This window comes from Amycolatopsis camponoti, from assembly GCF_902497555.1.
Lineage (GTDB): Bacteria > Actinomycetota > Actinomycetes > Mycobacteriales > Pseudonocardiaceae > Amycolatopsis > Amycolatopsis camponoti.
In genome coordinates, this window is the sequence record NZ_CABVGP010000001.1 from 4,382,912 (window position 1) to 4,400,699 (window position 17,788).

General features: G+C 72.7%; 17 protein-coding genes. 4 read left to right on the forward strand and 13 right to left on the reverse strand.

What is annotated here, in order from left to right:
* The 4 genes from AA23TX_RS20430 to AA23TX_RS20445 form a co-directional block, all read right to left on the reverse strand.
* Positions 1-1,218 carry a GNAT family N-acetyltransferase gene (locus tag AA23TX_RS20430; protein ID WP_196425393.1) on the reverse strand — a complete coding sequence of 406 codons (1,218 nt, stop codon included), beginning with the start codon at positions 1,216-1,218 and terminating at the stop codon, positions 1-3.
* A gap of 52 nt (positions 1,219-1,270) precedes the next feature.
* Entirely contained in the window at positions 1,271-2,473 is a 1,203-nt protein-coding gene (locus tag AA23TX_RS20435; protein ID WP_155544086.1) for a GNAT family N-acetyltransferase, read from the reverse strand.
* Positions 2,474-2,545: 72 nt separating this feature from the next.
* Positions 2,546-3,316, reverse strand: coding sequence for a DUF4333 domain-containing protein (locus AA23TX_RS20440; protein WP_155544087.1), 771 nt, complete (start codon positions 3,314-3,316; stop codon positions 2,546-2,548).
* Positions 3,317-3,475: 159 nt separating this feature from the next.
* Complete coding sequence (locus AA23TX_RS20445; RefSeq protein ID WP_155544088.1) at positions 3,476-6,253, reverse strand: DEAD/DEAH box helicase; 2,778 nt, start codon at positions 6,251-6,253, stop codon at positions 3,476-3,478.
* 166 nt (positions 6,254-6,419) lie between these two features.
* Here AA23TX_RS20445 and AA23TX_RS20450 point away from each other — a divergent pair, with 166 nt between their 5' ends.
* Positions 6,420-6,983 carry a hypothetical protein gene (locus AA23TX_RS20450; RefSeq protein WP_155544089.1) on the forward strand — a complete coding sequence of 188 codons (564 nt, stop codon included), beginning with the start codon at positions 6,420-6,422 and terminating at the stop codon, positions 6,981-6,983.
* On the opposite strand, the gene AA23TX_RS20455 is transcribed toward AA23TX_RS20450, so the two are convergent.
* From AA23TX_RS20455 to AA23TX_RS20485, 7 genes are all read right to left on the reverse strand, one after another.
* A complete protein-coding gene (locus AA23TX_RS20455) occupies positions 6,980-7,861 on the reverse strand; it encodes a diacylglycerol/lipid kinase family protein (RefSeq protein WP_155544090.1) in 882 nt (293 codons plus the stop codon). The genes AA23TX_RS20450 and AA23TX_RS20455 overlap by 4 nt on opposite strands.
* Positions 7,861-8,832: a twin-arginine translocase subunit TatC gene (gene tatC, locus AA23TX_RS20460; protein ID WP_155544091.1), complete on the reverse strand. Its 972-nt coding sequence runs from the start codon at positions 8,830-8,832 to the stop codon at positions 7,861-7,863. Before tatC ends, AA23TX_RS20455 begins: the two co-directional genes overlap by 1 nt.
* A gap of 85 nt (positions 8,833-8,917) precedes the next feature.
* Positions 8,918-9,211, reverse strand: a complete 294-nt coding sequence (gene tatA / locus AA23TX_RS20465) for a Sec-independent protein translocase subunit TatA (RefSeq protein WP_230862587.1) — start codon at positions 9,209-9,211, stop codon at positions 8,918-8,920.
* A gap of 61 nt (positions 9,212-9,272) precedes the next feature.
* Positions 9,273-9,485, reverse strand: coding sequence for a bacteriophage holin (locus AA23TX_RS20470; protein WP_155544093.1), 213 nt, complete (start codon positions 9,483-9,485; stop codon positions 9,273-9,275).
* Positions 9,486-9,495: 10 nt separating this feature from the next.
* Positions 9,496-10,476 carry a helix-turn-helix transcriptional regulator gene (locus AA23TX_RS20475; RefSeq protein ID WP_155544094.1) on the reverse strand — a complete coding sequence of 327 codons (981 nt, stop codon included), beginning with the start codon at positions 10,474-10,476 and terminating at the stop codon, positions 9,496-9,498.
* Entirely contained in the window at positions 10,473-11,456 is a 984-nt protein-coding gene (locus AA23TX_RS20480; protein ID WP_155544095.1) for a helix-turn-helix transcriptional regulator, read from the reverse strand. The genes AA23TX_RS20475 and AA23TX_RS20480 overlap by 4 nt, the downstream gene beginning before the upstream one ends.
* Positions 11,457-11,466: 10 nt before the next feature.
* Positions 11,467-11,898, reverse strand: coding sequence for a winged helix-turn-helix transcriptional regulator (locus tag AA23TX_RS20485; protein WP_155544096.1), 432 nt, complete (start codon positions 11,896-11,898; stop codon positions 11,467-11,469).
* Positions 11,899-12,007: 109 nt separating this feature from the next.
* Here AA23TX_RS20485 and AA23TX_RS20490 point away from each other — a divergent pair, with 109 nt between their 5' ends.
* Together AA23TX_RS20490 and AA23TX_RS20495 are read left to right on the forward strand one after the other, a co-directional pair.
* On the forward strand, positions 12,008-12,910 hold the full coding sequence (locus tag AA23TX_RS20490; RefSeq protein WP_155544097.1) for an NADP-dependent oxidoreductase: 903 nt from the start codon (positions 12,008-12,010) through the stop codon (positions 12,908-12,910).
* A gap of 21 nt (positions 12,911-12,931) precedes the next feature.
* Positions 12,932-13,630, forward strand: a complete 699-nt coding sequence (locus tag AA23TX_RS20495; RefSeq protein WP_155544098.1) for an SDR family oxidoreductase — start codon at positions 12,932-12,934, stop codon at positions 13,628-13,630.
* On the opposite strand, the gene AA23TX_RS20500 is transcribed toward AA23TX_RS20495, so the two are convergent.
* Both AA23TX_RS20500 and pafA read right to left on the reverse strand, forming a co-directional pair.
* On the reverse strand, positions 13,627-14,652 hold the full coding sequence (locus AA23TX_RS20500; RefSeq protein WP_155544099.1) for a WD40/YVTN/BNR-like repeat-containing protein: 1,026 nt from the start codon (positions 14,650-14,652) through the stop codon (positions 13,627-13,629). The genes AA23TX_RS20495 and AA23TX_RS20500 overlap by 4 nt on opposite strands.
* Before the next feature lie 88 nt (positions 14,653-14,740).
* Positions 14,741-16,099, reverse strand: coding sequence for a Pup--protein ligase (gene pafA / locus AA23TX_RS20505; RefSeq protein ID WP_155544100.1), 1,359 nt, complete (start codon positions 16,097-16,099; stop codon positions 14,741-14,743).
* 142 nt (positions 16,100-16,241) lie between these two features.
* Between pafA and AA23TX_RS20510 the strand changes: the two genes are divergently transcribed.
* The gene (locus AA23TX_RS20510) at positions 16,242-17,726 is read left to right on the forward strand and encodes a bifunctional phosphatase PAP2/diacylglycerol kinase family protein (protein WP_155544101.1); all 1,485 of its coding nucleotides are present in this window, start codon (positions 16,242-16,244) and stop codon (positions 17,724-17,726) included.
* The last annotated feature ends 62 nt before the right edge of the window (positions 17,727-17,788 follow it).

Below are 17,788 nucleotides of genomic sequence, written 5' to 3' on the forward strand. Positions count from 1 at the left end.
CTAGAAGTGCGTGCCGCACCACGGTGCGGTGACCGTCGTGAACAGCTCGTCGGCGCGGGCGGCCGCGCCCGGGGTCCGGACCTCGATCCGGCCCGCCTCCGCGAGCGCGGTCGCGCTCCACTGCCCGAGGTAGAGCATGCCGAGGGTGTCGGCGTCGAGGGCCAGGTCCGCCGCGGCATCCGTGCGGTGGGTGCCGTCGGGAGTGACTTCGTAGTGCCCGGTGTTGGCGGGCAGCTGCCGGTCGGTCACCGCCAGCACCACCGGGTCGGCCGCCCGGTACGCGCGGGCCGCCAGTGCCGCGGCGACGTCGACCGGCCGCAGCCACAGGTCGTCCTCGACGTCGGCGGTACGCGCGTGCCGGTGGTCGGCCAGCATCGCGGCGAGCGGCTCGTCGACCGGGCGGTAGCGGGCCCGCACCCCGGAGACGAGGTCGATCGACAGCAAGAACCGCCACAGCGCGGCGCGCGCCACCGGGTCCGCCGCGTGCAGCTCCCGGACCTTCAGCACGGCCCCTTCGTCGGGCGACTCCAGGGTGCGGCGGTCCACCGTGTCGTACACGACGAAGCCGTCGTCACCGTCGGGTCCACTGTGGACGGCGACGACGTGGCTGCCCGTCGGGCCGGCGAGGCGGTCGTGCGCGATCGGCCACCACTCGGCGGGCCGGCCGATCATCCCGGCCCGGTGCAGCCCGATCCGCCGGTACAGCCCGGGAATCTCCGCCAGCGCTTCCTGCGGCGTGAGCATCCGGACGTCACCCGCCGCCGGCACGCGGTCGTGGAGCCGGGCCGCGGGCCTGGGCAGCCACACGGTCTTGCCGAGCGCGGCCGAACCGTAGCCGAACCGGCCGTAGATGGTGGGCTCGCTGGCGTGCAGGGCGGCCAGCGGGATTCCGCGCGCGACGAAGTCCTCCAGCTGCACCGCCATCATCGCGGTGAGCACCCCGCGGCGGGTGCGGTCGGCGCGGACCCCGATGCCGTCGACCGCACCGAGCGGCAGGACGGCGCCGCCGGGTACCGCGATGTCGGTGTCGAAAGAGCTGGCGATCCCGATCGGGGTGGTGCCGTCGAAGGCGCCGAACTTGTGCGCCGCAGGCCACGAATCCCCGTACCGCGCCCAGGACTCGTCGCTGATCCGGTTGGTGTGCAGCGAGCGGCCCAGCAGGTCGAGCGTGCCGCGGCGCTCGTCCTCGGTCACCGGGCGGACGTCGAAGTCGGTCATGCCGCCGATCCTGCCGTCCGTCCCGGTTCCCGGCATCCCGATTTCCGTCGGCTCAGTAGTGCGTGCCGCTCCACGACGCCACCCGGGTCGCGAAGAGCACGTCGGCGTTCGCCAGTGCGACCGGATCACGAACCTCGATCCGTCCCGCACCGGCCAGCGCGGACGGCCGCCACGTGCCGAAGTAGGCCATCGCCAGTGTCGTGACGTCGAGGCGCAGCGCCGCGGGCTCGTCAGTGCGCCCGGCACCGTCCGCGCTGATCCGGTAGGTACCGCTGTTGGCCGGCAGCACCGGGTCTTCGACCTCGACGACGACCGGCGCGGCGCTCCCGTACTCCCGCGCCGCCAGCGCCTCCGGGACGTCGACGAGGCGGATCCAGTGCTCGTCGCCGATCCGGTCGACCGCGGCCCGGCGGTGGTCGGCGAGGATCAGCTCGATCGGCTCGTCCAGCGGCCGCGCCTCGGCGACGACCGTGTCGACCAGGTCGACCCCGAGCAGGAACCGCCACAGCCCGGCGAACGCGGCCGGCGTACCCGGGAAGAAGTCCACCAGGCGCAGGCTCTTCGTCCACGGGTGCACCTGCAGGCCGTCGACGTAGAAGGTGGCGAAGCCGTCGGGCCCGTCCGGCCCGTGGTGCACGACCGCCTTGACCGGCTGGGGGCTGCGCCGGGCCTGCCCCTCGTACAACCGCCACAGCACCTCCGGCCGGGACATCGCCCCGGGACGGCGCGCCAGGCCCTCGTAGACGCCCGGGAGCACCTCCAGCGCCTCGTCCAGCTCCAGCAGCCGCACCTCCCCGGTCGCCGGCGCGTCGGGGTGCAACCGCGCGCGGTGCCGGTCGACGCTGTAGGTGCGGTAACGGGTCGCCAGGCCGTAGCCGAACCGGCCGTAGATCGGCGCCTCGGACGCCAGCAGGTTCGCGAACACGACCCCGCGCCCGGCGAAGTCCTCGAGCTGCGCCGTCATCAACGCCCGCAGCACACCCCGGCGCGTCCGGTCCGCGCGGACCCCGACCCCGGTGACACCCGCCATCGCCCGCCGCGCCCCACCGGGCACCGTCAGCTCGGCGTCGAACGAACGGGCCGTGCCGATCAGGTCCGGGTCGAACGCGCCGATCGTCCCGCCGGGCTGGAACGCGCGGGCCGCGCGCTCCCAGTCCGTGTCGTCACTCGGCGGCACGTGCAAGCTCGCGCGGAAGAGGTTGCTCGCCGCACGGTGCTCGCCGGGGTCCAGCGTCCGGATCTCGAAGTCGCTCATCCCCGGATCATCTCCGGAAACGACGAGGCCCGGCCACCGCAATTCCGCGGCGGCCGGGCCTCGTGCGCACAGCTACTTCGTGGCGGGCGGGGAAACCTCGTAGTTCCCGCCGTCACCCTTCACCGTGATCGCGATCTGCTGCGGCTTGCCCGCGATGGTCGCGGTGCACTCGAACTTCGCGCCGTCCTCGACCTTCTGCTCGGCCGGGCAGGTGACGCCGGTGACGCCGTCGATCTTGTAGGTCTCGGTGAGCAGCTTCTGGACGTCGGTCTGCATCTGGGTGTTGTTGAAGACCTGGGTCTTGAAGAACCCGGGCGCCACGAACCCGAGGATGCCGACCACGGCCACCACCACGACCAGCACGACGATGCCGATCAGGAGGCCCTTCTTCGACTTGGCAGGCTGCTCGCCCTCCGGCGCGCCCTGGCCGGGGAACTGCTGCTGCTGGCCGTAGTCGTACTGGCCCTGCGGCGGCTGCTGGCCGTACTGGGGCTGCTGCTGGGGCCCGCTCTGCGGGTACGCCCCGCCCGGCTGCTGGCCGTACTGGGGCTGCTGCTGCGGACCGCTCTGCGGGTAGCCACCACCGGGCTGCTGGCCGTAGGGCGGCGGCTGCTGACCCCACTGCGGCTGCTGCGGCGGCGTGTACCCCCCGGGCTGCTGACCCCACTGCTGGGGGTGCTGCGGTTGCTGCGGCTGGCCCCACTGCTGCTGGTTCGGGTCGTTCGAAGGCGGCTGCTGTCCCCACTGCGGCTGCTCCTGCGGGCCGCTCGGGGGGTACGCGCCGCCCGGCTGCTGCCCGTACTGGGGCTGCTGTGGGTCGTTGCCGCCATACGGCGTGCTCATCTTCTGCCTCCGCCTGCTTCGCTCATCTCGCTGTCCACCCCGAAACCGCCGTAATGCCGCGTACACACGGTCTTGCAGGCGATCCAACCACAGGTCGGAGCCGAGCACACGTGCCACGCCCACCTCCCGCCCCACCGGCGAGCAGGCCTAACACGGAGTTCACGCGGCACCGGCGGCGACGACACCCCGCCGCAGCGCCTTCAGCGCCTCGGCCGCCGCCGCACCCACCGGATCGCCCTTGCCGAGCACGTCGCGGATCTGGTCGAGCAGGTCGATCACCTGGCGCGACCAGCGCACGAAGTCACCCGCCGACAGCTCCTGGCCGTTGGCCTCGGCCGCCGTGAGCACCTTCTCCAGCGACTCGCCGCGCGCCCAGCGGTAGACCGGCCACGCGAACCCCGCGTCCGGCTCCCGGGTGCGGTCGAGCCGGTGCCGCCGCTCGTCCTCGGTGAGGTCCACCCACAGCTTCACCGTCTCCTGCCACGCCTCGGGCACCGCCCCGCCGGGCAGCCGCGGCTCCCCCGCGGTGTCCCGGCGGGCCTCGAAGACCAGCGTCGACACGACCGCGGCCAGCTCGGCCGGCCCGAGCCCGCGCCACACGCCGTGCCGGATGCACTCCGCCGCCAGCAGATCGGACTCGCTGTAGAGCCGGGTCAGGCGCCGGCCGTGCTCGGTGACGCGGTCCTCGCCGTCACCCGCCGACTCCGGCCCCAGATAGCCGCGCTCACCGAGCAGCGCCAGGATCCGGTCGAACGCCCGCGCCAGCGAGTGGGTCGTCGCCGCGACCTTCCGCTCCAGCTGCTGCGTCTCCGCCGCCAGCCGCTCGTACCGCTCGACCCAGCGCAGGTTCGCTTCGCGCTCGGCCAGCCCGTGGCACGGGTGCGCCCGCAGGGCCCGCCGCAACGCCGCCAGCTCGCCGTCCTCGTTCGCCCCGGATCGCTGCTTCTGCCGGCCCGGCAACGAAATCCCGGCGTTGCGCAGTGTCGAAGCGATGTCCCGGCGCGTCTTCGGCGACCGCAGCTCGATGTGCTTGGGCAGCTTGATCCGCCCCAGCGCCTCCACCGGCGCCGGGAAGTCGGCCACCGACAGCGGCCCCGACCACCGGTCCTCGGTCACCACGATCGGTCGCGGCTCCCGGATCGGGTCGAGCCCCGGGTCGACGACGACGGCCAGCCCCGCCCGCCGGCCCGCCGGCACCGCGATCACGTCGCCCTTGCGGAGCTTCTCCAGCGACTCGGCCGTCCCCGCGCGGCGCACGGCGGTGTTCTGCCGCGACAACGCCTTCTCCCGCGCCGAAATCTTCGAGCGCAGCTCCACGTACTCGAGCGTCTCCGCGAAGTCCCCGGTCACCGCGGCCGTGTAGCCCTTCAGGGCTTCCTTGTTCCGCTCGATCCGCCGCGCCGTGCCGACCACCGACCGGTCGGCCTGGAACTGCGCGAACGACTGTTCCAGCAGCTCACGCGCCTCCGCCGCACCGACCTGGGCGACCAGGTTCACCGCCATGTTGTAGCCGGGCCGGAACGACGACCGCAGCGGGTAGGTCCGCGTCGAAGCGAGCCCGGCGACCTGCTTCGGATCGACCCCCGGCTGCCACGCGACGACGGCGTGACCCTCGACGTCGATCCCGCGCCGCCCGGCCCGCCCGGTCAGCTGGGTGTACTCCCCCGGCGTCAGGTCGACGTGCGCCTCGCCGTTGTACTTGACCAGCCGTTCGAGCACGACCGTGCGAGCCGGCATGTTGATCCCGAGCGCGAGGGTCTCCGTCGCGAATACCGCCTTCACCAGGCCCCGGACGAACAGCTCCTCGACCGTCTCCTTGAACGCCGGCAACAACCCGGCGTGGTGCCCCGCGATGCCGCGTTCGAGCGCCTCCCGCCACTCCCAGTACCCGAGCACGCCCAGGTCGCCCTCGGGAAGCTCGGACGTGCGCGCGTCGATGATCCGGCGGATCTCCTCGACCTCGCCCGGCCCGTTGAGCCGCAGCCCCGACCGGACGCACTGCGCGACCGCGGCGTCGCAGCCGGCGCGCGAAAAGATGAACACGATCGCCGGCAGCAGCCCCGCGCGATCCAGCTGCTCGACGACCTCCACCCTCGACGGCGGCCGGAACCGCGGCATCCGCGACGAGCCCCGCCGGGACCCGCGCGGCCCGTGGAACCCGGCGGGCGCGTACTGGCGGCCGATCTCCTCGGTGCGGCGCAGCAGGGTCGGGTTGATCCGCAGCTCGGCCCCCGGCGCGTGGACGTCCTCGCCGGCGAACAGGTCGAGCAGCCGGTTCCCGACCAGCATGTGCTGCCACAACGGCACCGGCCGGTGCTCGTCGACGACGACGGTCGTGTCACCGCGGACCTCGACCAGCCACTCGCCGAACTCCTCGGCGTTGCTGACGGTGGCCGACAGCCCGACCACGCGGACGTGCTCGGGCAGGTGCAGGATCACCTCTTCCCACACCGCCCCGCGGAACCGGTCGGCCAGGTAGTGGACCTCGTCCATGACCACGTAACCGAGGTCGGTGATCGTCGAGGACCCGGCGTAGAGCATGTTGCGCAGCACCTCGGTGGTCATCACGACCACCTGCGCGTTGCCGTTGATCGAGGTGTCCCCGGTCAGCAGGCCGACGGCGTCCGCGCCGTACCGGGCGACGAGGTCGCCGTACTTCTGGTTCGACAGCGCCTTGATCGGCGTGGTGTAGAAGCACTTGCGGCCTTCGGCCAGCGCCAGGTGCACGGCGAACTCGCCGACGACGGTCTTCCCCGCCCCGGTCGGCGCGCACACGAGCACGCCGTGACCGCCCTCGAGGGCCTCGCACCCGCGGATCTGGAACTCGTCGAACTCGAAGGACGCTTCCGCGGCGAAGCGCGTCAGCTGGGGGTACTTCCCGCGACGCGCGGAGGCCGCATAGGCCTCGGCCGGGGACTGAGAAGGGCTACTGGCCACCTCGTCAGGGTTTCACATCCCCCCGGCAGTCCGCACGCGGCGTGACCGTCGGCGGTCTGTGCTTCTTTTCGCGTGCACGCCGCACCGCGGTGTGCACGCCTGTCGGCCGCCGTATAGGTCGTTATACACAGGGAACCGGCGGGGGTGTGGTGGCGTCGGAGGGGGCATGATCGATCCGTGTCCGGGCTGCGGGCAGCTGGACCAGGTGCAGCATGTGCCCGCCGTCTACCAGGGCGGGCACGCGTTCTTCCGGGGGCGGGGGCCGGCGGTGGCGGTGCCCGCCGGGGACGGGTTCGTGTACACGAGCAGCCAGGTCAGCGGGGTTTCGGTGTCGGCGGTGGCCCGGTCGCTGGATCCCTTCCCTCCCCCGCGCCGTGGTGGCGGTTTGCTGGCGGCGGTGATCGTGCTGGTGCTGGTCGGGAGCTGTTTCCTGGCGTTGCCGCTGTCGTCGCTGGACGATCCGCCGCCGGGTGGGGCGCTGGGGATCGCGGTGATCTCGTTGCCCGCGTTGTGCGTGTACGTCGCCGCGAGCGTGGTGGTCTGGCTGTACGTCCGGCGGGTGCGAGCCCACCGGCGCGAGCGACGTGGGGTTCCGGCGGCGCAGCAAGTGTGGGAGCAGGGCTGGTTCTGCCACCGGTGCGGCGGGGTGTACTTCACCGACGCGGGGCGGCTGCTGACACCGGAGCACTTCCGGCAGCTGGTGGCGCGGGCCGGCGGCTACGAGCGTTAGGCCAGGACGGTCAGCGCGCCGGGGACGCAGCTGACCGTCACCGGCACGGTCCCCTGCGGCTCGCCGTCGGCGTAGGCCGGCCAGCTGTTGCCCGTCAGGGAGACCGACCGGGCGCGGAGTGTGCGGACGGCCGGGTGGGTGAGGTGCTTGCCCGTGCGCAGGCCCGGCAGCATGCGGATGAGGCCGCGGCGGGTCACGTCGCCCACCACCGTCACGTCGAAGACGCCGTCCTCGGGGTCCGCCGTCGGGCAGATCGGGACGCCACCGCCGTAGAAGCGGGTGTTGCCGACGGCCACCAGGGTCGCGTCGAGCTCGAGGCGTTCGGTGCCGGTGTCGACCACTACCGGCCGGGAGCGGAACGCCGCCAGCTCGGCGAGGATCGCGACGTCGTAGCGGCGGGGGCCGGACGGCCAGCGCATCCGGTTGGCGCGTTCGTTGACGCTCGCGTCGAAACCCGCGCACAGCACCGTCGCGAACCACGTCTCGCCGGCCCGGCCGAGGTCGATGCGGCGCCGGGCGCCCGAGCGCAAGGCCGCCACCAGCGCGTCGACCGCGGGCAGCGGCTCGCCGGGGACGCCGAGGGCGCGGGCGAAGTCGTTGCCGGTGCCCGCCGGGACCAGGCCGAGGGCGACGTCGTGGTTCGCGCAGAACTGGACGCCCTGGTGCGCGGCGCCGTCGCCGCCGAGGACGACCAGGACGTCGAGGCCGGCGTCGTGGGAGGTCCGCATCAGCTCGCGGGACTCCTCGACGGAGTTGGCGACCAGCACGTCGAGGCGGTCGACGGCGACGCGCAGCCGCTCGGCGACGGTGTCCGCGATGCGGGCGGCCGCGCCGTGCCCCGAAGCCGGGTGCACGGCGAGCGCGGCGTGGATCCCCACTAGGTGATGTCGTCGGTCGCCGAGCGGCCGCCGGACGCGGTCGGAGCGGCCGGTTCGTCGTCGATGGTGCTCGGCGTGTAGCTGAAGGGTGCGGCTTCGTCGTCGTCGAGCTGGTCCCAGCCCTCGTCGGAGCGTTCGCGGTCCTTCTTGCGGTCGTGCAGGCGCGCGAGCTGGATCGACAGCTCGAACAGCACCGTCAGCGCACCGGCCAGGCCGAGCATCGAGAACGGGTCCGAGCCCGGGGTGACGAAGGCGGCGAAGACGAACAGCGCGAACACGATGCCGCGGCGCCACCGCTTCAGCTGCCGGTACTTGACCACGCCGACGCGGTTGAGCATCACCACGAGCAGGGGGAGCTCGAAGCTGATCCCGAAGATGATCAGCAGCGACAGCATGAACGAGATGTACTTGTCCGCGGTCAGCGCGGTGATGAACTCTTCCTGGCCGAAGCCCATGAGCAGCTGCAGGGCGTGCGGGAAGAGCAGGTACGCGAGCACCGCGCCGCCGGCGAACAGGACCGACGCGAAGCCGACGAAGGTCAGCGCGTACTTGCGCTCCTTCGAGTACAGGCCGGGCGCGATGAACGCCCACACCTGGTACAGCCAGAGCGGCGAGAACAGCACGGCGCCGGCGGCCAGGCCGACCTTGAGCTGGATCATGAACGCTTCGAACGGCACGGTCTGCAGCAGCTGGCAGCCCTGGTAGCCGTTGAGGCGGCGATCCGGCGGGATGGCGCAGTAGGGGTCCTTGACGATCTCGCCGAGCGACGGGATCGGGCCCACCTTGGTGCTGAACCAGAAGAAGCCGACGATTCCGCCGATGACGACGGCGAGCAACGCGAAGCCGAGGCGGCGGCGGAACTCGTAGATGTGCTCGATGAGCGTCATCGTGCCGTCGGGGTTCTTGCGGCGGCTGCGCTTGCGCCGCTTCGACCGGCGGCTGGTGCCGTTTCCGGAGGCGGGTTCCGCCACGGGATGTTCCGTTCTCGTCGGAGTCCGCCGGAGCGCGCCGGGACCGGCGCGCTCCGTGGACCAGGGACCGGGTGTGGCCCAGCCGTCAGCTGGCGTTCTTCTGCGGCTGGTCGGCCTGCTGCTTCTTCAGCTCGTCGAGCTGCCGCTGCAGGTCGGCGACCTGCTGGTCGGTCGCGGCGGCGGGGGCCGCCGGGGCGGGAGTGGCCGGGATCTGCTTCGTCTCGACCGGCTCGGCGTCCTCGTGCGAGGTGCTCTTGTCGCCCGCGAGGTCCTTGGTCTCGGCCTTGAAGATCTTCATGGACTTGCCGATCGACCGGGCCGCATCGGGAAGCCGCTTGGCCCCGAACAGCAGCACGACGAGCAGCACCAAGATGATCAAATGCCATCCTTGCAATCCGTTGGCGAACAAGATGGCCTCCTATCTGCGTCTGGTAGGGATGTTACTGGTTTTCCGGTTTCCGGCGGCGCTCCGCGAAGGCGACGCGCAGCGCGGCCGACCGGGCGCGGATGAGCCCCGCCCGGTCCTGGGTGTTCGTAGCCACCATGCTTGCGGTCTGCTTGAAACCACGCAAGACCTTGGCGGTCCGCACCAGCAGGACGACGAGCAGCAGCAGGCCGATCGCGGCGAGCACGACGGTGGGCAGGTACGGCACGTCGATCACCCTAGTGGTCGCAGGTTGACGGAAGGTGACGGGCTCGGGCCACCGCGTCGGCCGCGCGGCGTCCGACGTCCGCCGCGAGGTCGGCCGGACTCTCGACCAGCGCTTCTCCGCCCAAGCCCAGCACGAGGCGCACCATCCAGGACTGGTCGGCGTAGCGCATCCGGATCCGCAGGCGGCCGCCGTCGAGCTCGTCGAGCTCCTCGCACGGGTAGTACTCGGCTACCCAGCGTGCGTCCTGGTCGAGGACCAGCACGGCCTCCCGCTGGTCGGGACGCTCGCGGAAGACACCTTCGGAAATGTCGGTGGGGTGGGCGTGCGCGGGCGGGCGCGACGGCTCGTCGAGGACCGTCAGGTCGTCGATCCGGTCGAGCCGGAACAGCCGGACGCCCTCGGCGCGGCGGCACCAGGCTTCGAGGTAGCCGACCGCCTGGACGATCAGCAGCCGCATCGGGTCGACCGTGCGCTCGGTGATCTGGTCCTTGGACGCGGTGTAGTAGCGGATCCGCAGCGCCCGCCCGTCCCGCAGCGCCCGGGCGACCTCCTCGCGGGTCCGCGCGGTCTTCTTGCCCTCGCGCACCCCGCCGCCGACGACCACGCCGGCCGGCTGGGCCTGCCCGGCCGCGGACTCGATCTTGGCGATGGAGCGGCGGACGGCGTCGCCGTCGAGCACGCCCGGCGTCTCGGCCAGCGCCCGCAGCGCGACCAGCAGCGCGGTCGCCTCACCGCCGGTGAGCCGCAGCGGCCGGTTCATCCCGGCGTCGTGGGTCACGACGATGGTGTCGCCCTCGAAGGACAGGTCGATCAGGTCGCCGGGCCCGTAGCCGGGCAGCCCGCACATCCACAGCAGCTCGAGGTCCTTGCGCAGCTGCTTCGGCGTGACGTCGAAGTCGTGGGCCGCGTCGTCGACGCGGACGCCGGGACGCGCCAGCAGGTACGGCACCAGGGCGAGCAGCCGCGGCATCCGGTCGGTCGACCCGCTCACCGGCCGCTCCCCTGCCGGGCCACGACGGCTTCGAGCCGGTCCTGGACGGTCTTGGCCAGCACGTCGGGTTCGAGCACGACGACGTCGGGGCCCTGCGCGGTGATCCAGTCGGCCGCCGACTCCGGGAAGTAGAGCCCGATCTCGACGAGGTCGCCCTCTTCGCCGTCGATCGCGCACCGGCCGATGACGGTGCCGCGGCGGCGGACCCCGGCGGCGCGGCCGTCGGCGACCCACAGCCGCGCGGTGGTCACCGGCGCCGGTTCGGCGTCACTCGTGACCGACACCAGCTTGAGCAGGTTGACGCCGTCCGGGCGCTGCACCGCGCCGGGCTTGCCGACCGGCCGCACCTGGCCGGTGACGCGGGAGAGGCGGAAGCAGCGGGTGGCGCCGCGGTCGCGGTCGTGCCCGACGACGTACCAGCGAGCCTTCCACGACACCACGCCCCACGGCTCCAGGGTGCGCATGATGCGTTCCGGCGAGCCGCTGCGGCGGTACTCGAAGCGGACGGCCTGGCCGTTCTGCACCGCGGCGAGCAGCGGCCCGAACGCCGGTTCGGCGCGCACGCGCGGCTCGACGACGGTGGGCGCCTGGTCGTCGACCTCGAGACCGGCGGCGCGCAGCTTGACCAGCGCGCCCTGCGCCTGCCCGGTCAGCTCCGGGGAGTCCCACAGCCGGGACGCGAGCGCGACGGCGGCGGCTTCGTCGGGGGCGAGGTCGATCTCGCCGAGCTCGTAGTCGCGGCGGGCGATGCGGTAGCCCTCGATGGCGTCGAAGGCGGAGTTGCGGCCGGTCTCCAGCGGGATGCCGAGCTCGCGCAGCTCGGTCTTGTCCCGCTCGAACATCCGGAAGTAGGCGTCGTCGCTGGCCGCGTCGCCGTATCCGGGCACGATGCCGCGGATCCGCTCGGCAGTGAGGTACTGCCGGGTGGACAGGAGGGCCAGCACCAGGTTTACCAGCCGTTCGGCGCGTGCGGTGGACACCCGGTAGAGCCTAGCCCGCGCCGCCCGGCCCGATCGTGAGGTCCGGGGTGCGCGCGTCGTAGTCGGTCCTGGCGGTGCTCACGGCGTCGAAGTTCGTCTCGGCCCAGTCCTTGAAGCCGGCCATCAGCGCGCGGAGGCTTTCCCCCAGCGGCGTAAGGGAATAGTCGACGCGGACGGGCACCGACGGGGTCACCTCGCGGCGCACGAGACCGTCGCGTTCGAGCACCCGCAGGGTCTGGGTGAGCATCTTCTGGCTGACCCCGGCGATGCGCCGCGAAAGGTCGCTGTAGCGCTGCGAGCCGTCACCGAGCGCGACGAGGACCAGGCTGACCCACTTGCCCGCGATCTCGTCGAGGAGCTTCCGGGTGGGGCAGGCCGCGAGATAGGCGTCGTAGGCGGCTTTTTCGGCCTGCCGTCGCTGTTCCGCCGTGCGCGTGGGCACCGGGCGAACCTCCTGGTACGTGGGGAACCTGCGGGTGCGTACTTCCCGCTGGAGAGTAGCTCCCCATAGGTTCGCGAGGAAAGGTTTCCGGTCGGTCGAGGAGTGTTCGATGCGTGCGATCGTGGTCCGGCGGTTCGGGGGTCCCGAGGTGCTGGAAACGGTGGAAGTACCGGTGCCGGAGCCCGGCCCGGGCCAAGTGCGGATCCGGGTGGCGGCGGCCGCGGTAAACCCGGTGGATCTCGCGACCCGCGCCGGGATCCTGACCGAGGCCGGGGTGATCCCGCCGCGGGAGGTGCTCGGGCTGGGGTGGGACGTCGCCGGTGTGGTCGAGGCGGGCTCCGGGTTCCGGGTGGGCGACGCCGTGATCGGCCTGCGCGACCGCATCGCCCTCCCCCTCGGCGCCTACGCCGAGTACCTCGTCCTCGACTCCTCCGCCGTCGCCCCCGCACCCGCCGGCGTCTCCGCCGTCGAAGCGGCCACCCTCCCCCTCAACGCCCTGACCGCCGCCCAGGCCCTGGATCTGGCGGAGACCACCGGAACGGTGCTGGTGACCGGCGCGGCGGGCGCGGTCGGCGGGTACGCCGTCACCCTGGCCCACGCCCGCGGGCTCCGCGTGGTGGCCGTCGCGTCCGCGGCCGATGAAGTCCTGGTCCGGGGCTTCGGCGCCGACGAGTTCGTGCCGCGCGGGCCGTCGCTCGGCGAACGGGTGCGAGCGCTGGTCCCCGGTGGGGTGGACGCCGCCCTCGACACCGCGCTCCTCGGCCTCGAAGCGCTCGACGCCGTCCGGGGCGGCGGTGAGTTCGTCGCCTTCGCCGCCGGGGCCACGCCGATCCCCCTGCGCGGGATTCGCCTGAGGCACGTCTGGATCCGCGCGGACGGCGGACGGCTCGCCGAGCTGGCCGCCACCTTGCCCCCGCGTGTCGCCGATGTGCTCCCCTTGTCCGAGGCCGCGGTCGCCCACGAACGGCTGGCCGCGGGCGGGTTGCGCGGCCGGCTCGTGCTGACGCCGTGAAACTTCCCTAGCGTGGGGCCTATGGATGATCGCGTTCTTCTCATCACCGGTGCTTCGCGCGGCCTCGGCGCCGCGACCGCGCGGCTGGCCGCCGCTTCCGGGTTCAAGGTGGCTCTCGTGGCCCGCAAGGCCGAATCGGTCACGGCGCTGGCCGCCGAGCTCGGCGAAGACCGGGCGCTCGCGCTCGGCGCCGACGTCGGGGACTGGCCGGGCATCTCCGGCGCCGTGACGGCGGCCGTGGAGCGGTTCGGACGGCTCGACGCCGCCTTCGCCAACGCCGGGATCGGCGTCGGGACCTCGTTCTTCGGCACCGACGACCCCGACCCCACCGAGTGGGAGGCGATGGTCCGCACCAACGTCCTCGGCGCCGCCTACACCGCCCGCGCCGCCCTGCCCGCGCTGAAGGAGACGTCCGGGCACCTGCTCATCACCGGCTCGGTCGCCGGCCGCTACATCCGCAACGCGAGCCTGTACTCGGTGACGAAGTGGGCGGTCACCGGGATGGCCGGCGCGATCCGCGAGGAGGCCGTCGGTACCGGCGTCCGGGTCACGCTGATCAACCCCGGCATCACCGACACCGACATCCTCAACGACGACCAGCGCAAGAAGCCGCACCTGGAACCCGACGACATCGCGCGCGCCGTGCTCTACGCGCTCTCCCAGCCGCCGTCGGTCGACGTCAACGAGATCATGGTCCGCCCGGTCGGCCAGGTGCTCTAGCGGCTCAGGCGGGCCACGCGGCCCTTCGCGCCGCTGGCCCAGCAGGCCGCGCCGGCGCAGTCGACGCTGTCGAAGCTGCCGCTGTCGAACGACGTCCAGTGCCGGCCGCCGTCCGGGCTGTAGTCGCTGCCGCCCGGGCCGACCGCGAGGACGGCACCGCCGCGCCAGGCCACCCCGGAGCGGTACCCCGCCGGGTACTGCGACGGGGTGCGCCAGGTCCGGCCCGCGTCGCCGGTCAGTGCGACGGCCGGGCCGGGCGCCGCCGGGTTCGCGTAGTCGCCGCCGATCGCGATCCCCTGGCCCGGGTTCCGGAAGGCGACGGCGAACACGCCGGCGGACGGGCTGCTCGGCAACGGCGTACCGGACGCCGTCCAGTGGCGGCCGCCGTCGCCGGAGTGCAGGACGCGGGCCGTGGCACCGCCGCCGGTCGCGAGCCAGGCGTCGAACGGCCCGGCGGTGGTGATGCACTGGCCACTGGCCGCGAACCCGGCCTCACCGGGCAGGGCGGGCGGGAAACCGTTGTCGGGGACCTGGCGCCAGCTGCGGCCGCCGTCGAAGGTGGCCTGCACGCGGAAGCGGCCGTCGACCGGATCGCTCATCGCGAGCCCGCGCCACGGGTCGAAGAACGCCAGGCAGTCGTAGAAGGCGGCGGCGTCGGTGTTCTGGAAGGTCTGACGCCAGTGCGCACCGCCGTCGTCGGTCCGGTAGACGCGCGAGTCGGTGCCGGGGCCGATCGAGAGCGTCACGGCGTGCTCGGCGTCGAAGGCCTCGATGTCGCGCAGCTCGAGCGTCTCCGCTCCGGGCGGGCCGACGGACTTCCAGGTCCTCCCGGCGTCGGTGGTGCGCAGGACGGTGCCCTGGGTGCCGCTGACCCACGCGACGCGGGCGCTGACGGCGGACAGGCCGCGGAACTGGGCGGTGACGCCGGTCGGAGCCGGCTCCCACTTCGGCGGGTGCTCCCCCGCCGAAGCCGGTGCCGCGACGGAGACCAGCAGGGCGAGCACGAGCAGCACGACACGCATGCGGCGATCCTGCCGCACCCGCGTCGCGACTTTCGTCGGGAACGCCGAAGGGGACGCCCGGTGCGGACGTCCCCTTCGGCGGTACGGGTCAGAGCGAGCTGATCAGGCGCTCCACGCGCTCGTCGACCGAGCGGAACGGGTCCTTGCACAGCACGGTGCGCTGCGCCTGGTCGTTGAGCTTCAGGTGCACCCAGTCGACGGTGAAGTCGCGCCCGGCGGCCTGGGCGGCGGCGATGAAGTCGCCGCGCAGCTTCGCGCGGGTCGTCTGCGGCGGGGTGTCCTTGGCGGCCTCGATCTCGCCGTCGTCGGTGACCCGGCGGACCAGGCCCTTGCGCTGGAGCAGGTCGAAGATGCCCCGGCCGCGGCGGATGTCGTGGTAGGCCAGGTCGAGCTGCGCGATGCGCGGGCTGGAGAGGTCCAGGTCGTGCTTGTGCCGGTAGCGCTCGACGAGCCGGTGCTTGATCGCCCAGTCGATCTCGGTGTCGATCATGCCGAAGTTCTGCTGCTCGACCGCGTCCAGGGCCCGGCCCCACAGCTCGACGACGCGCTCGTTCGCCGCGGTCGAGCCGTTGTCCTTGATGTGCTGGACGGCGCGCGCGTAGTACTCGCGCTGGATGTCCAGTGCCGAGGCCTCGCGCCCGCCGGCCAGCCGCACCTGGCGGCGGCCGGTGAGGTCGTGGCTGATCTCGCGGATCGCCCGGATCGGGTTGTCCAGGGTGAAGTCGCGGAACTGGACGCCCGCCTCGATCATCTCGAGCACCAGGTTCGCCGAGCCGACCTTGAGCATCGTCGTCGGCTCGGCCATGTTCGAGTCGCCCACGATGACATGCAGGCGCCGGTAGCGCTCGGCGTCGGCGTGCGGCTCGTCGCGGGTGTTGATGATGGGCCGCGAGCGGGTGGTCGCGCTGGAGACGCCCTCCCAGATGTGTTCCGCACGCTGGGAGAGGCAGTAGACCGCGCCGCGCGGGGTCTGCAGCACCTTGCCGGCGCCGCAGATGAGCTGCCGGGTCACCAGGAACGGCAGCAGCACGTCGGCGATCCGGGAGAACTCACCCGCGCGGGTCACCAGGTAGTTCTCGTGACAGCCGTAGGAGTTGCCCGCGGAGTCGGTGTTGTTCTTGAACAGGAAGATGTCGCCGCCGATGCCCTCGTCGGCGAGCCGACGTTCGGCGTCGACCAGCAGGTCCTCGAGGATCCGCTCCCCGGCCTTGTCGTGCGTCACCAGCTGGACGAGGTCGTCGCACTCGGCCGTCGCGTACTCGGGGTGCGAGCCGACGTCGAGGTAGAGCCGGGAGCCGTTCGACAAGAACACGTTGGAGGAGCGTCCCCAGGACACGACCCGCCGGAAGAGGTAGCGCGCCACCTCGTCGGGCGAGAGCCTGCGCTGTCCGTGGAAGGTGCACGTGACCCCGAACTCGGTCTCGATGCCAAAGATCCGCCGCTGCATGCCACCAGAGTAGGCGCTGGACCCCCTTCGACGGTGCGCCGTTCGGGCGTCGACACGCCCCCGGTATGCCACAGACGGTGAAATCCCCCCGATTCAGGCACGATTGGAGCACTGCTCTTGACGACTTGGGGAAGGCGACTCCTTGACACACCAGCTCATCCAGGCCTTCCGGCGCGTCGGGCGCACCGACCGCGCCCTCATCCGGCGTAGCGCCGCCCTCCCGGCCACGAAAGCCGACGACGCGCTGATGGCGCTGTCGAGATCGGCGAACAAGTCCCGGCTCTGGTGGGGCGTCGCCGCGGCGCTGGCGGTCCGGAAGGGCGCCACCCGGCGAGGCGCGCTGCGCGGGGTGGTCGCGATCGCCGGGGCCAGCGCCGCGGCCAACCTGATCGGCAAGCCGCTGTTCCCGCGTCGCCGCCCGGCCGAGGAGGAGGTGCCCGTGCACCGCCGCCTGCGGAAACGCCCGACTTCGTCGTCGTTCCCGTCCGGCCACTCCGCCTCGGCGGCGGCCTTCGCGACGGCGGTCGCGATGGAGTCGCCGCGCGCCGGGCTCGCCGTGGCGCCGCTCGCGCTGGCCGTCGCCTACTCGCGCGTCCACACCGGCGTCCACTGGCCTTCCGACGTCGGCGTCGGCCTGGGCATCGGGGTCGGTGTGGGCCTGGCGACCCGGCACTGGTGGCCGCTGCACGACGACGTCCCGGCCCGCACCGCCCACGACGCGGACGCGCCCGAGATGGTCGACGGCGACGACATGCTCGTGCTGGTCAACCCGAAGTCCGGGATCGACGGCCAGGACCCGACCGAGGACGCCCGGCACGCCTGGCCCAAGGCCGAGATCCTCCACCCGGACCCCGACCAGGACCTGATCAGCCAGCTCGAAAAGGAGATCGACGCCCGCGGGACGGTTCGCGCGCTCGGCGTCGCGGGCGGTGACGGCACCGTGGCCGCGGTCGCCGCGGTCGCCGCGGAACACGACCTGCCGCTCGCGCTGATCCCGGCGGGCACGCTCAACCACTTCGCCCGCGACGTCGGCGTCCGCTCCATGCCCGACGCGGACGCGGCCACCGAGCTGGGCAACGCCGTCGGCATCGACCTGGGCGAGGTCGAGATCGAGGAGGGCGACGGCGGCACCGCGCACCGCTGGTTCGTCAACACCGCCAGCCTCGGCGGCTACCCGGAGATGGTCCGGCTGCGCGAAAAGCTGCAGGAAAAGCACCCCAAGTGGCCCTCGGCCGCGATCGCGCTCGCCCGGACGCTGCGGCACGCCAAGCCGCTGACCGTGCGGCTCAACGGCAAGCTCACGCAGGTCTGGCTGCTGTTCGTCGGCAACGGCACGTACGCGCCGAAGGGCTTCGCGCCGAGCCGCCGGCCCGCGCTCGACACGGGTCTGCTCGACGTCCGCTACCTGCGTGCCGACCTGCCCTACTCGCGCGCCCGGTTCCTGCTGGCGATGGTGACCCGCACGCTCGCGGCCAGCCACGTCTACCAGGAGCTCGACGTGCCCGAGCTGGACGTCGAGCTGCTGGACGGGCACCGTCGGGTCGCCACCGACGGCGAGGTCGGCCCGCTCGGCAACCGGTTCCGCTTCCGGTCCCGCCCCAGCGCCCTGACCATCTACCGCCTTTAAGGACTCTTTACTTTCTCTCAACGAACCCACAGCGTCCCCTGGCTAGCGTCTTGATCGAGATG